The organism is Streptomyces sp. NPDC008139 (assembly GCF_042957025.1).
GTDB lineage: Bacteria > Actinomycetota > Actinomycetes > Streptomycetales > Streptomycetaceae > Actinacidiphila.
Map to the genome: position 1 here is coordinate 174,939 of NZ_JBIBHM010000013.1, position 13,237 is coordinate 188,175.

The window sequence follows — 13,237 nt, forward strand, 5'->3', positions numbered from 1 at the left end:
CCGGTCAGCCCAGCCGGGGCTGAATCTTCTCGATGAATACGGACTGCCGCTGTTCTGCGGTCAGATGGCACGCGGAACCGCGACCAGCCGGCAGGTCGGGCCGCGACGTGACGCAGGTGTCGCCGCCGACCAGCGCGGGGAACTCGCAGCGCGGGTGGAACGGGCAGCCGGTCGGCGGCCTGAGCAGGCTCGGCGGAGCGCCCGGAATCGGCGTCAGCGGGTCGTCGACATTGCCGCTGAGGCGCGGCATCGAGCTGAGCAGACCCCATGTGTACGGGTGCTGCGGCTCCTTGACGATCTCCCGCACCGAACCGCGCTCCACGGCGCGCCCGGCGTACATCACGAGCAGGTCGTCGGCGACCTTGGAGACCACACCGAGGTCGTGGGTGATCAGGATGATCGCGGACCCGAACTCCTGCTGGAGGTCCTTGAGCAGGTCCAGGATCTGGGCCTGCACGGTCACGTCGAGCGCGGTGGTCGGCTCGTCGGCGATCAGCAGATCGGGGTTGCACACCAGCGACATCGCGATCATCGCGCGCTGCCGCATACCGCCGGAGAACTGGTGCGGGTAGTCGTCCACGCGCTGCTTGGGCTGCGGGATGCCGACCTTCTCCAGCATCTCGATCGCCCGGTCCCGGCCCTCGCGCTTGCTGGCGCCCAGGTGCTTCCGGTACGGCTCCGCGATCTGCCGGCCGACCGTGTAGTACGGCGACAGGGCGGTCAGCGGGTCCTGGAAGATCATCGCCATCTTGTTGCCGCGCAGCCGCTCCAGCGTGCGATTGCTCGCACCGGTCAGCTCCTGGCCGTCCAGGATGATCTCTCCGGCGATCTCGGTGGTCGCCGGATTGTGCAGCCCGAGGATCGACAGGTTCGTCACCGACTTGCCGGAGCCGGACTCACCGACGATACCGAGCGTCTGGCCGCGCTCCAGGTCGAAGGAGAGACCGTCGACGGCCTTGACGGTGCCGTCCTCGGTGGAGAAGTGGACGTACAGGTCGCGTACGGACAAGAACGAGTCCGACCCGCCCTTGTGCGTGCCCTCCTCGGGCTTGGTCATGGTGGTCACTGACGTTCTCCTAGGACAGTCGCACGCGCGGGTCGATGAACGCGTAGGCGGCGTCCACGATGATGTTGAACAGGACGATCAAGGTGGCGCTGAAGAGCATCACGCCCATGAGCATGGGCAGGTCCGTCTTCATCACGGAGTCGATCGCCAGTCGGCCGAGCCCGGCGAGCTGGAAGGTGTACTCGGTGATCATCGCGCCGCCGAACAGCGAGCCGAGGTCGATACCGAGGATCGTGACGATGGGGATCAGCGAGCCACGCCAGGCGTACCGGAAGAAGACGTACGCCGACGACATGCCCTTGGCACGCGCGGTCCGTACATGTTCTTCCTGTAGCTGCTCGATCATCGTCGAGCGCGACATACGCGTGTAGTTGGCGGTGAAGATCACCGACAGCACACACCATGGAATGAGCAGTCCGTTGAACCAGGAGAGCGGATTCTGCGTGAACGGCACGTACTTGGGCTGATCCAGGATCTGGTTGTTGTAGACCAGCAGGGCCAGCACGATCGGGCCGAGGAAGTAGATCTGCATCGAGCTGAGAACCAGCGACGCGGAGCTGAAGATCTTGTCGATGAACGTGCCGCGCTTCCAGGCGGCCAGCATGCCGGAGCCGAGACCGACGAGCAGGAAGACCACGGTGCCGCCCGCGGCGAGCGAGATGGTCGTGGGCAGGCGGTTCATCAGGGTCGGCCAGACCGGCTCACTCGTGGCGAACGAGTAACCGAGGCAGGGCGCGGGGCAGTTGCCGGCACTGAACCTGTGGCCGGTGAATATCCGCACCATGTAGTTCCAGTACTGGACCGGCACCGGGTGGTCGAGACCCAGGTTGTGGTGGATCAGCGCGATGTTCTGCGGCGTGCAGTTCTTTCCGCAGGAAAGGAGCGCGGGGTCGTGCGGAATGGCGAAGAAGAGGAAGAACGTGAAGGCGCTGATGAACAAAAGAATGACCAGAGCGCCGAGCGTCCGGCGGACGAGGAATCGAAGCATGGCGGTCGCAGCTCTCAGAGGACGGCGGCGGTGGGCGGGTGATCGCACCCCAGGTGGGGCCGGGCGGCTGCCCGGCCCCACCGAAGGCCGCGAGGGTGCTTACTTCTTGACGTACAGCTTCGTCAGGTCGATGCCCGAGGTGACGTTGTTGTAGACAACGCCGCCCACCTTCGAACCGAAGATCTGGAGCTGCTTGTAGTACACAGTCGGAACACCGGGAATCACCTTGGTGGTGATGTAGGTGTTGAGCTGGAACCAGGCGTCAGCCGCTTCCTTCGGGTCCGTGATCTTCTTGATGCGGTCGATCTCGGAGTTGATGTGCGGGTCGTTCACGTGCGAGTAGTTCGGCGCCTGGTCGGCGATCGTCCGGCCGTCGAAGACCGGGGGGATCACCGTCAGGGTCGACGGCCAGTCGGCACCCCACGCGGAAGCGTAGATGTCGTACGGGTTGTCGACCTTACCGATCAGGTCGTAGTACGTGTCCGACGGCAGTTCCTTGCGCTGGACGTTGAAGCCCGCCTGGGTCAGCGTGTTGGCGATCGCCAGGGAGTACTGCTGGCCGGCGGTGGTGTTGATGTACGCGTAGGTGATCTTCATGCCGACCTTGCCGGCGTCCGTGAGCAGCTTCTTGGCCGCCACCGGGTCACCGTCGGGCTTGGCGACCTTGCCCAGCGGGTCGGCCTTCTGGTAACCGGCGAGGGTCGGGCTGATGAAGCCGCCCGCGTACTCGGCGCCGTAGGAGGCACCGAGCGCCTGCCACACGGGCTTGGTCGGGATCGCGAGCGCCAACGCCTTGCGGATGTTGACGTCCTTGATCTTGTTCATGTTGAAGTTGATCTCACCCACGAACGGCTGGTAACCGGCCACCGTGCGCTTGTAGATCGACGGGGTGCCCACCACGGTCGGGGTGTCGTCCGGGTCGACCGCGTTCGCGAAGCTCAGCGAGGTCTGGTTGTCACCGGAGTCCGACATCAGGCGCTTGGTGGAGTCCTCGGCCTGGTGGTTGAACGTGATGTCGTACGTGTCGACGTACTGGTGACGCGCCGCGTCCGTCTTCGGGTCCCAGGCGGGGTTCTTCACCAGGGTCATGGACTTGCCGGTGTCGAAGGTCTTGATCATGTACGGACCGGACGCGACGGGCGCCTTGTCGTACTTCTCCTTGGTGTCCTTCGCGTGGTCCACCACCGAGTAGCCCGGCATCGCGAACAGGTACGGAGCGTCGGGCTCCGGGTTCGGGAAGTGGAAGACGATGGTCTTGTCGTCCGGCGTCGACAGCAGGCTGTCCGGCAGGTGCTTGCCCTTGTACGGGCCGTCCGGGAGCAGCTTGCGGAAGTCCGAGCCGCTGGTGTTGGCCAGCCACTGCTGCAGGTACTGCGGGCCGTTGGTGACGAACGGGGCGAACAGCCGCTCAACGGTCCAGCGGATGTCCGTGGCCGTGATCGGCGTGCCGTCCTGGAACTTGATCCCGTCCTTCAGCTTGAAGGTCCAGGTCTTGCCGCCGTCGGTCTCCGCACCGCTGTCCGTGGCGAGGTCGCCGACGACGGTGTAGTTGCCCTTGCTGTCCAGCTTGTACGTGGTCAGACCACGGTGGATCAGGGTGGCGAGCTGGCCCTCGTTGCTGACGTAGATCTGGCCCGGGTCGAGGTGCGTGTAGCTGTCGCGCTCCAGGGCGTGCAGCGTGCCGCCCTGCTCGGCGCCCGCGATGGGCTCCGCCGGTCCGGTGGAGGCCGCGGCGTCACCGAAGGTGATCTGCGACTGAAGCTGGGTCTTGCTCTTGTCCTGCTTCTGCTTGGCGTCGTTGTTCTCGCCCTTGCCGCCCCCGCCGCCGCTGCTGCAAGCGGTGAGAACCAGCGCACCGGCGGCGACCGCCACCAACGCAGCCCGGGTTCTACGCATGGAAAGGTTCATAGCGGTGAATGCACCCCTGTTCGTTGTTACCTGTTAGCTGCCTGGCTCTCCTGGTGAGAGGGGCGGCAGCCACCCCCTGTTGCTGTGCTTCCTCAGCGTGCGGTCTTCGGATCGAACGCGTCCCGGACCGAGTCCCCGAGCAGGTTGAACGCGACGATGAAGATCACCATGGCGATACCCGGGAAGAACATGTAAGTGAGGTCGTTCTGGTAGATCTCACCGGCTCTGGCGAACATCCGTCCCCAGTCGGGGGTCGGCTCCACGAGGCCGACACCGAGGAAGGACAGGCCCGCCTCGGCGGTCACGAACCCGGGCAGCATGAGCGTGCTCTGCACCAGGATCGGGGTGACCAGGTTGGGCAGCAGTTCCCGGCGGACGATGCGCCAGGGCGAGGCGCCGGTGACCCGGGCGGCCTCGATGAACTCACGCTCCCGAAGCGTGAGCACCTGGCCGCGCAGCAAGCGGGCCAGACCCATCCAGCCGAGGAACCACTGCACCACGATCAGCGCGATCACGCGGATGTAGGTGGGGGTCGCGTCGGACGGCGACACCAGAAGCGCGGTGACCACGGGCATGAAAGCGACGAAGAAGAGCTGGGCGGGGAACGCCATCAGCAGGTCGCTGATCCGGCCGATGAAGTAGTCCGTCTTGCCGCCCATGTATCCGGCGACCACACCGAGGATGATCGCGGTGATGGTGACGATGATCGTCACCGCGATGCTGATCGCCAGCGAGGTGCGGATGCCGTAGAGGAGCTGGGTGAAGACGTCGCGGCCCAGCGTGGGTTCGATGCCGAACCAGAAGTGGCTGCTGATACCGCCGTTGGGCGCGACCGGGTAGCCGAACTCGTTGAGCAGGTCCGGACTGTTCTGCCCGTAGAGAGTGTACGGGTTCTTGCCGTACAGCTTGGCGATCAAGGGAGCGAAGATCGCTATCGCGAAGAAGAACAGGACCACATAGGCCGATATGACACCGGTTCGGTCGCGCCTGAACCGCCGCCACATGAGCTGGCCCGGTGACCGCCCGACCAACTCGGGGTCCACCTTCGTGGCCGCTGCCCCCTCCTTCCCGGGGTCGCCGGGGTCACCGATCGGCTCGGTGACCGTGGTCGATGTGGAACTCGTCATCGCGATTGCCCCCGCAGCAGGAGTCTGGTCGACGCGACGGGGTTGTGCGTCGCGGGTTGAGCGGACTTTCGCAATGGAATCAACCTTCAGTCAAGGGGGGAAGGAGGGAAGAAAGCTTGTTGTTTGGCATCTTGAGCGAAGATTTTGCAGATCGTCCTCCGTACGTGCTTGACAGTGATCCAAAACATCGGGCATTTCGGATATATCCAGGCGAAGCGCGTTAACATGCGTGCAACTTAGCCGTCGCAACTCCGATATACGGACGTAGCAGTCTGAACAACGTACGGCCGTGCGGGTGCCGTAGGCCGGTCGGGCGTCGCGAGCGACCCCGGCCGGCCGCTCGTCAACTCCCCGCAGTCTCCTCCTGGTTCGCGAACCGACTGTTCCTACCCCAAGTGGCACGGGTATATCTGGGGGAACACTGGGCCATGGGGGAGAAGGCCATGCAGCAGGGTATGCAGCAGCAGTCGCCGTACGGACAGGGGTCCGGCTTCACGCCGCCAGGTCCGGTCGGACCGCGGACACTCGCGCCGGGAGCGCGGATCGCGGGGGCGCTGATCTGCGCGGTTCTCGTCGCGGTGGAGATCGCCTGGACGGTCCGCGACATCAAGCACGTCGGATTCCACGACACGCTCTGGGCCTGGCTCGGCCTCGACCACGCCGTCTACCAGCACGCCTTGCTGGCCACCGCGGCGCTGGACGGCGTACTGCTCGTGGTCCTGCTCGGCGCCCTGGTGTGGTCCGCGCGGCCCGCCGCCGGGTGGGCCTTCGTGACCGCCGGGGTCTTCGCGTTCGGATATCGGTTGCCCGGTCTGTGGATCTTCCAGTCGGACTGGACCGCCGGGGCGCAGATGCACACCCGGGCGCTGACCACCGCGGTCGCCTTCACGCTCGGCGGGATCGCGCTCGTGGTCATCGGCCTCGCGGGCAGGCGCCCGGTGCGGGGCGGCGCGCCGGGCGGGGATGTGCCGCTGAGCGGTGCGCCGTCGGACACCGCGCCGTCGAGCGGGCCCGGCGCCGCGCCGGTGGTGCCGCGGCGCGGAGCGGCGGTGGCCGCGGGGGTGCTGCTGGTGCTGCTCGCGATCGAGGGGGCCGGCTGGCAGATCTTCGAGACGCACAAGTACACGACGGCCAACGACTTCCCGCCGCACTTCTACCGGCACCTGCTGACCGGCGAGGGCACGCTGACCACGCTGCTCGGCATGCCGGTCGCCTACGCGGGCTGGCTGCGGGTCGTGTTCGCGCTGCTCGTCGCCTGGGTCGCCTTCGCGAAGTCGGCGGCTTCCAGGGCGCTCGGCGTCGCCTTCGGCTTCGCGGCGGTCGTCTTCTCCGTCGTCGCGCTGGACAACTGGCACAGCTACCACGAGCTGTTCGAGTTCGACCACCTGCCGCTGTATCAGAAGAGTCAGCAGATCTTCCTGGTGGTCGAGTTGGTGGTGGGGCTGGCGGTGCTCCTGCTGCTGGCGGTGCCCGGTAGGAGTACGGACGGCCCTCGGCCGGTGCCCGGTTGGGGTCCGCCGCAGCAGGGATACGGCGCCGCGCCGGGGTCAGTGCCGGGTTCGGCGCCGGGGTCCGCGCCCGCTCCCGGCGGCTGGGGTCAGCCGCCTCACGCGTCCCCTTATTCCCAACCGCCTCAACAGCCGCCCGCGGGCGGGGGATTCGGCCCGCCGCCGCAGTTTCCGCCGCAGTTTCCGCCGCAGTCCCCGCCGGGCTACCCGCCGCCCCCGCCCGGCTTCCCGCAGGAGCCGGGCGGCGACGGACGCTGATCATCCGCGCGGCTGGACCTCAGGGCTTGTCCAGGCCCAGGGACCGCTTCAGGAAGTCCACTTGGAGCAGCAGCAGATTCTCCGCGACCTGCTCCTGCGGCGTCATGTGCGTGATGCCGGACAGCGGCAGCACCTCGTGCGGGCGGCCCGCGGCGAGCAGGGCGGTGGACAGCCGCAGGCTGTTGGCCACCATCACGTTGTCGTCGGCCAGGCCGTGGATGATCATCAACGGCCTGGCGGGCTCGGCGAGTTCGGTGATGCCGTCCCGCGTGACCACCGAATTCGCCTCGTACACGCCCGGCCGCTCGCCGGGCTGCCCCAGGTAACGCTCGGTGTAGTGCGTGTCGTAGAGCCACTGGTCGGTCAACGGCGCGCCCGAGACGCCCGCGTGGAAGACGTCAGGACGGCGCAGCACCGCCGCGGCGGCCAGCGTGCCGCCGAACGACCAGCCGCGGATCGCCACCCGGCCGAGATCCAGCGGATACGTCCCCGCCAGCGCGTGCAGCGCGGCGATCTGGTCGGTCAGCGACACCTCGATCAGCTTGTCCGCCATGGCCTTCTCCCAGCCGGGGGAGCGCCCGGGGGTGCCGCGGCCGTCCGCGACGATCACCGCGAAGCCCTGGTCGGCGAACCACTGCGAGACCACATGCGCGTTGTGCGCCGCCTGCACCCGCTGGCCGTGCGGGCCGCCGTACGGGTCGAGCAGCACCGGCAACGGCCCGTCGCCCTCGGCGTATCCGCTCGGCAGCAGGACGGCGGCCGGGATGCGGTCCTCGCCCGCCTCGGTCAGCCGCGCCCTGGCGGTCAGCGACGGCGTCTGCGCGTACGAGGCGATCTCCGCGATCCGCTCGCCGTCGCGCAGCACCCGCGCCGTGCGCCCCGGACGGTCCGGCGTCGCCGATTGCAGCACCGTCACCCGCCCCGAGCGCGTCGCCGTGTGCACCCCCGGCTCGGTCGAGACGCGCTCCACGCCCCGCTCGCTCACCCGCAGCACATGCAGCTCGCCGATCTCCGGCTCGGCGGCGGCGGCGCCCGCCGACGCGGCGATCAGCACGTCCTCGTCGCCGACGTCCAGCACCGCCCGCACATGCGACTCGGGACCGGTCAGCGCCCGGTCGCCGACCATCAGCACCCGTACGTCGCCCTCGTCGGCGATCCGCACCAAGGTGCCGTCGGAAGTGGTGGCGGGGACGCCGGGGAAGAGATCCAGCCAAATTCGATCTTCCTCCGTGCGCAGCGTCCGCGTCGTACCGGTCGCGATGTCCACGCTCAGGTAGAGCTGTTCGCGCTGGTCGCGGGCCTGCACCAGCAGGACCGGCGGACCGGCCGCCGACCAGTGGACGGCCGCCAGATACGGGTAGCGCTCCCGGTCCCACTCCACGTCCACCCGGGAGCCGTCCAGGCCGAGCAGCGCGAGCGTCACCACCGCGTTGTCCGTACCGGCGGCCGGGTAGGCCACCTCGGCCGGCGGGCGCTCGGGGTGCGCCGGGTCGGAGATCCACCAGCGGCCGACCGGTGACTCGTCCACCCGCGCGGCGAGCACCGCGGAGCTGTCCGGCGCCCACCAGAAGCCGCGGCTGCGCGACATCTCCTCGGCGGCGATGAACTCCGCCAGCCCCCAGAACACCGACTCGCCGTCCGGCTCCGCCAGCGCCCTGTCGTCCGCGCCCGAGGCAGCCACGACCCGCAGCGCGCCGCCCGAGGCGTACGCCACCCACCGGCCGTCCGGCGAGGGCCGCGGATCGACCACGGGACCCGGCACCGTCAACTCCCGTGGCCCCGCGGCCCCCGGCAGCAGCCCGGCGGTGAACAGCCGCCCGGAGAGCGCGAAGGCGGCCAGCGACACCGTGTCGTCCACCGCGTAGCCCACGACGCCCGCGGAGCCCTCCCGGCTGCGCTCCCTGCGCGCCCGCTCGGCCACCGACAGCTCCTCCTGGCCGCCGCCGAGCAGCGCCGCGGGGTCGGCCGCCGCGTACTCCGTGCCCGCGCCCTCGCCCGCTCCTTCTTCCCGCAGGTCACGGACCCACAGCAGATGTGACGGGTCGTCCCCCGCACGGGATCTGAGGAACACCACCCGGCCGCCGTCGGGCGACACGGTGAAGGAGCGCGGGGCGCCGAGGGTGAACCGCTGCGTACGGGCGTGCTGTCGGGGGAATGAGAGCTGCGTCATATCCGTGACACTAGGCCGTACGTCCGACACTCGCCGTTCTTCCCTGGGGCCGGCCGCCGCTGTACCTCCCCACCTGCGCCGGAGCACCACCGCGAGGACCGCGCCCGGTGGCTGGATCTGGTCATGCGCCCCCATGTGCTTCCGTGCCCCGACATATGCGGTGGCACGGAAAGTTATGATCAGTAGCCGTGGGTGGGTAATAAGCATGTGGCAACTGACATGACCCTGCGTACTGGGAGGTGAGCCGCTGTGGCACTCTCGATTTCGGCGGTGCTGCTGCTGCTGATCGTCGTCGTCCTGTTGATCCGCCGTTCCGGGCTCAAAGCCGGGCACGCGATCGCCTGTACGTTGCTCGGTTTCTACCTGGCGAGTTCAACCTGGGCGCCACAGATCACAGACCTCACCAACAACGTTGCGGGGATGATCTCGGACATCAAGTTCTGAGCGGCCCGTGCCGGGCTCGGTGAGCTGCGGGGAAGAGCGGTACGCCGGGGAGCCGTAGGCTTCCCTCATGACCGATCTTCCCGCGCGGCGTCTGCTGCTCGTCCACGCCCACCCGGACGACGAGACGATCAACAACGGCGCGACCATGGCCAAGTACGCGGCAGAGGGCGCCCTTGTCACCCTGGTCACCTGCACCCTCGGTGAAGAGGGCGAGGTGATCCCGCCCGAGCTGGCGCACCTGGCCGCCGACCGCGACGACACCCTCGGCGAGTACCGCATCGGTGAACTCGCGGCCGCGATGGCCGAGCTGGGCGTCACCGACCACCGCTTCCTCGGCGGCGCGGGCCGCTACCGCGACTCCGGGATGATGGGCGTCTCCCAGAACGACCGCGAGGACTGCTTCTGGCAGGCCGACCTGGACGAGGCGGCGGGACACCTGGCCGAGGTGATCCTCGACACCCGCCCGCAGGCGCTGGTCACGTACGACAGCAACGGCGGCTACGGCCACCCCGACCACATCCAGGCGCACCGGGTCGCGCTGCGCGGCTACGAACTCGCCGCCGAGCGGGGCCACCGGATCGCGCGGGTCTACGAGATCTGCACCCCGCGCTCGGTCGTCGAGGCGGGCTTCGCGCGGCTGGCGGCGGCGGGCAAGGACTTCCCCTTCGGCGGGATCGCCTCCGTGGACGACGTGCCGGGTGTCGTCGACGACGACCTCGTCACCGTCACCGTCGACGGCGCCGCCCACACCGGGCAGAAGACGGCCGCGATGCGCGCGCACGCCAGCCAGATCGCCGTGGACGGCCCCTTCTTCGCGCTCTCCAACGACCTCGGCCAGCCGTTCTTCGCCACCGAGCACTACCGGCAGGTGCGCGGCGAGGCCCTGACCGAGGGCCGCGGCGACGACCTCTTCCCCGCCGAAGGCTCCGACTCCGACTCCGACGGCGGTGCGCGGTGAGCCAGCCGCTGCGCGTGGTCGCGTACGTCGTCCTCGGTGTGCTCGGAGCGCTGGTCGCGGCGGCCGGGGCGCTCGTCCAGGCGGGCTGGTTCCCCGGCGGGCTGCTGCTGGGCCTCGCGGGCTGCGTGGCGGTCTTCTACGGCGGTGTGACGCTCACCCGCACCCGGCTCGGCGCGGTGGTGCCCGCCGGGGTCTGGCTGGTGTGCGTGATGCTGCTGAGCACCACCCGCCCCGAAGGTGACTTCCTGTTCGCGGCCGGACTCGGACCGTATGTGTACCTGCTCGGCGGGGCCATGGCGGGCGTGATCTGCGCCACCCTGCCCCAACTGCCCCCATCCGGGCCGAATACCGCCTGACTTGGCGGGCGGGGGCGGCCTCGTGATTGGCTGAGACCGAGCGTTCCGCCGGACCAGAGTCGTCGTTACACGCCGGTCGGTATGGTGGTGCGCGCCGGCGAGCCGCCCGCGGAGAACCGTGACGGGTGGCGAAGCTAACCGGGAGAGCCTGCTTTGAGTCGTGAAACTGACAGTTCGTCGTCCGGGCCGCAGGGCCGCGGCGGTGCCGCGTACCCCTCGGGCACTCCGCCGTACGGCTCGCGCCCGTTTCCTTCGCTGCACCCGCAGGAGCGTCCGCGACCGGGCGGTACGCCCGAGCCGGCCGCCGCGCCCGAACCGCCGCCGGCCGACGAGCCGAAGACCGAGACCACGCTGACGACGCGCATCCGGATCAACATCCCCGGTTCGCGCCCGATCCCGCCGGTCGTGGTCCGCAAGCCGGTCGACGAGAACAACCCGGCGCCCGAGCCGCCCGCTCCCGAGCCCGCGCCCGCCGCGGAACCGGCCGCCGAGGCGTCGGGCGAGCCGGAGCCGCAGCCGGAGAAGACCAGCGACTGGTTCGCGCCGCGCAAGTCCCAGGCCGGGCAGCCGGGTCCTGGCTCCGCTCCCGCCCCCGGCGCGGGTTCCGGTACGGGTGCCGGACCTGGTGCCGGTGCGGGTGCGGGTGCCGGTGCGGGCTCCGACTCCCGTACCGGTTCGAGCCCGTACCCGTCGTCGGCGTCCGCGCCCGGTACGGCGTCCACGCCGTACCTCCCGCCGCCGGTCGGCACCCCGCAGGGCGGCGACCCTTCCGCGCGCGGCCCGCACGACACCCCGGCCGCCGGTGTCCCGTCGCTCTTCGCCGGGGAGTTCGGCCCGGAATTCGGTACGGAGCCGCAGCCGGAGCCGCCGTACGGCATCGACGCGTTCCCGCCCGGAGTGCCGCGGCCCTCGGGCGCCTTCCCCGGACCCGACCCGTACGGCCGTCCCGAGGGCCAGGGTCAGGGGCAGAGCCAGGGTCCCGATCCGCTGAGCACCCCGTACGGAGCCCAGGCCGCCGCGGCCCCCTACGCGCCGCCTGCCGAAGGGCCCAACAGCCCCTTCCCGGAGTACCAGCCGCCCACGGGGCCGACCTCCGGCCCGGTGACCGGCCACATGCAGGTGCCGCCCGCCGCCGACCAGCGCGGCCGGTCCGCCCCCTCCGCCTTCCGCCCGCCGACGCCCGGCGACGGACCCGGCCCCGAGGACACCAGCGGCGGCTTCCCCGCCCCGACGCCTCCCGGCGACGGGCTCGGTCCCGAGGACACCAGCGGCGGCTTCCGGCCGCCCGTCGTGCCGGACGGCCCGGGCGGACGGCTGTCGGACGACACGTTGGTCAGCGGTATTCCGGCCGTGCAGCCCGGAGGCCCGGGAGCGCGCACGCCGCGTGCGCCGGGCCCCGCCGCGCCCGTGCCGGGCGGCCCCGGCGCCGGTCCCGTGCCCGCCCCCGTCATCGCCGAGCCGCGCGCGGCGCAGCCGGCGCCCGCCGCGCCGCGTCCGCCCGCGAAGAAGAAGGGCCGCTCCAAGGTGGCCCTGCTGGGCGTCGGGGTGTGCACCATAGCGGTGCTCGCGTACGGCGCCGGACTGCTGATGACCCACGGCGACGTGCCGAAGGGCACCACCGTGGTGGGCGTCGACATCGGCAACCAGAACAAGGGCGACGCGGTCAAGATGCTGGACACCGCGCTCGGTGACCGCAAGACCGCGCCGCTCGAACTGACCATCGGCGACCGCAAGTTGAGCCTCAAGCCGTCGGTGGCGGGTCTGTCGGTCGACACCGACGCGACGGTCCGGGGGGTCGCGCACTCCGACTACAACCCGGTCTCCGTCGTCGGCTCGCTCTTCGGCGGCAGCCGCGTCGCCGACCCGGTCATAGTCGTCGACGAGGACAAACTGCGGGTCGCGCTCAAGTCACTGGCGGGCCAGAGCGGTTCGGGCTCCGACGGCATGGTCCGCTTCGCCGACGGCAAGGCCGTCCCGGTGGCGGGCAAGTCCGGCCAGTCCTTCGACGTGAACGCCGCCGCGGCCAAGGTCGCCGCCGCGTACCGCACGCGCGCGGAGACCGGCTCCAACCCGGCCATAGCGCTGCCGGTCACGACCACCCCGCCGAAGGTCACCCAGGCCGAACTGGACGCCGCCGTCAACGGGTTCGGCAAGCGGGCCATGTCCGACTACGTCGTCGTCCGGGCGGGCCTGAAGTCCATCAAGTTCGGGCCGATGAAGTCGATCCCGAAGTTCCTGACGATGGTGCCGGACGCGGACGGCAAGCTTCAGCCGCACATCGACCTCGCGGTCCTCAAGGGGCTGTACGGCGGCACGTTCGACCCCGTCAAGCTCAAGGCGAAGGACGGCTCCACCAGGGCCGTCACCCCGCAGGACGTCGCGGACGCCCTCCTGCCCGCGCTGGACGCGACCGGCGCCAAGCGCGATGTGACCCTGCCGAACGTGGCGGGCTGA

10 protein-coding genes are annotated in these 13,237 nt (G+C 70.0%); 5 read left to right on the forward strand and 5 right to left on the reverse strand.

Annotated elements, in window-relative coordinates; all coding sequences use genetic code 11:
• Window positions 1-4: 4 nt before the first annotated feature.
• From ACFZBB_RS26955 to ACFZBB_RS26970, 4 genes are all read right to left on the reverse strand, one after another.
• Window positions 5-1,066: an oligopeptide/dipeptide ABC transporter ATP-binding protein gene (locus tag ACFZBB_RS26955; protein WP_391049281.1), complete on the reverse strand. Its 1,062-nt coding sequence runs from the start codon at window positions 1,064-1,066 to the stop codon at window positions 5-7.
• A 10-nt stretch (window positions 1,067-1,076) separates the two neighbouring features.
• Window positions 1,077-2,054 (reverse strand): ABC transporter permease, encoded by a 978-nt coding sequence (locus ACFZBB_RS26960; protein ID WP_355348256.1) that lies wholly within the window; start codon window positions 2,052-2,054, stop codon window positions 1,077-1,079.
• A gap of 99 nt (window positions 2,055-2,153) precedes the next feature.
• Window positions 2,154-3,950 (reverse strand): ABC transporter substrate-binding protein, encoded by a 1,797-nt coding sequence (locus ACFZBB_RS26965; RefSeq protein ID WP_391127339.1) that lies wholly within the window; start codon window positions 3,948-3,950, stop codon window positions 2,154-2,156.
• Window positions 3,951-4,054: 104 nt separating this feature from the next.
• Window positions 4,055-5,089 (reverse strand): ABC transporter permease, encoded by a 1,035-nt coding sequence (locus ACFZBB_RS26970; protein WP_355348251.1) that lies wholly within the window; start codon window positions 5,087-5,089, stop codon window positions 4,055-4,057.
• Between the two features lie 443 nt (window positions 5,090-5,532).
• Between ACFZBB_RS26970 and ACFZBB_RS26975 the strand changes: the two genes are divergently transcribed.
• Window positions 5,533-6,855 carry a hypothetical protein gene (locus ACFZBB_RS26975; RefSeq protein ID WP_391127342.1) on the forward strand — a complete coding sequence of 441 codons (1,323 nt, stop codon included), beginning with the start codon at window positions 5,533-5,535 and terminating at the stop codon, window positions 6,853-6,855.
• A gap of 19 nt (window positions 6,856-6,874) precedes the next feature.
• Here the strand turns inward: ACFZBB_RS26975 and ACFZBB_RS26980 are convergent, their stop codons facing one another.
• Complete coding sequence (locus ACFZBB_RS26980; protein WP_391127345.1) at window positions 6,875-9,025, reverse strand: prolyl oligopeptidase family serine peptidase; 2,151 nt, start codon at window positions 9,023-9,025, stop codon at window positions 6,875-6,877.
• A gap of 249 nt (window positions 9,026-9,274) precedes the next feature.
• Here ACFZBB_RS26980 and ACFZBB_RS26985 point away from each other — a divergent pair, with 249 nt between their 5' ends.
• From ACFZBB_RS26985 to ACFZBB_RS27000, 4 genes are all read left to right on the forward strand, one after another.
• The gene (locus ACFZBB_RS26985) at window positions 9,275-9,469 is read left to right on the forward strand and encodes a hypothetical protein (RefSeq protein WP_355348242.1); all 195 of its coding nucleotides are present in this window, start codon (window positions 9,275-9,277) and stop codon (window positions 9,467-9,469) included.
• Between the two features lie 67 nt (window positions 9,470-9,536).
• The gene (mshB, locus tag ACFZBB_RS26990) at window positions 9,537-10,427 is read left to right on the forward strand and encodes an N-acetyl-1-D-myo-inositol-2-amino-2-deoxy-alpha-D-glucopyranoside deacetylase (protein ID WP_391127348.1); all 891 of its coding nucleotides are present in this window, start codon (window positions 9,537-9,539) and stop codon (window positions 10,425-10,427) included.
• Window positions 10,424-10,783: a DUF6113 family protein gene (locus ACFZBB_RS26995; RefSeq protein ID WP_317453004.1), complete on the forward strand. Its 360-nt coding sequence runs from the start codon at window positions 10,424-10,426 to the stop codon at window positions 10,781-10,783. The genes mshB and ACFZBB_RS26995 overlap by 4 nt, the downstream gene beginning before the upstream one ends.
• A 153-nt stretch (window positions 10,784-10,936) precedes the next feature.
• Window positions 10,937-13,237, forward strand: coding sequence for a hypothetical protein (locus tag ACFZBB_RS27000; RefSeq protein ID WP_391127352.1), 2,301 nt, complete (start codon window positions 10,937-10,939; stop codon window positions 13,235-13,237).

Coding starts and splice junctions, on each gene's coding strand:
- ACFZBB_RS26960 (WP_355348256.1), bottom strand. CDS start 2,054: ATGCTTCGATTCCTCGTCCGCCGGACGCTCGGCGCTCTGGTCATTCTT.
- ACFZBB_RS26975 (WP_391127342.1), top strand. CDS start 5,533: ATGCAGCAGGGTATGCAGCAGCAGTCGCCGTACGGACAGGGGTCCGGC.
- ACFZBB_RS26980 (WP_391127345.1), bottom strand. CDS start 9,025: ATGACGCAGCTCTCATTCCCCCGACAGCACGCCCGTACGCAGCGGTTC.
- mshB (WP_391127348.1), top strand. CDS start 9,537: ATGACCGATCTTCCCGCGCGGCGTCTGCTGCTCGTCCACGCCCACCCG.
- ACFZBB_RS26970 (WP_355348251.1), bottom strand. CDS start 5,089: ATGACGAGTTCCACATCGACCACGGTCACCGAGCCGATCGGTGACCCC.
- ACFZBB_RS26965 (WP_391127339.1), bottom strand. CDS start 3,950: ATGCGTAGAACCCGGGCTGCGTTGGTGGCGGTCGCCGCCGGTGCGCTG.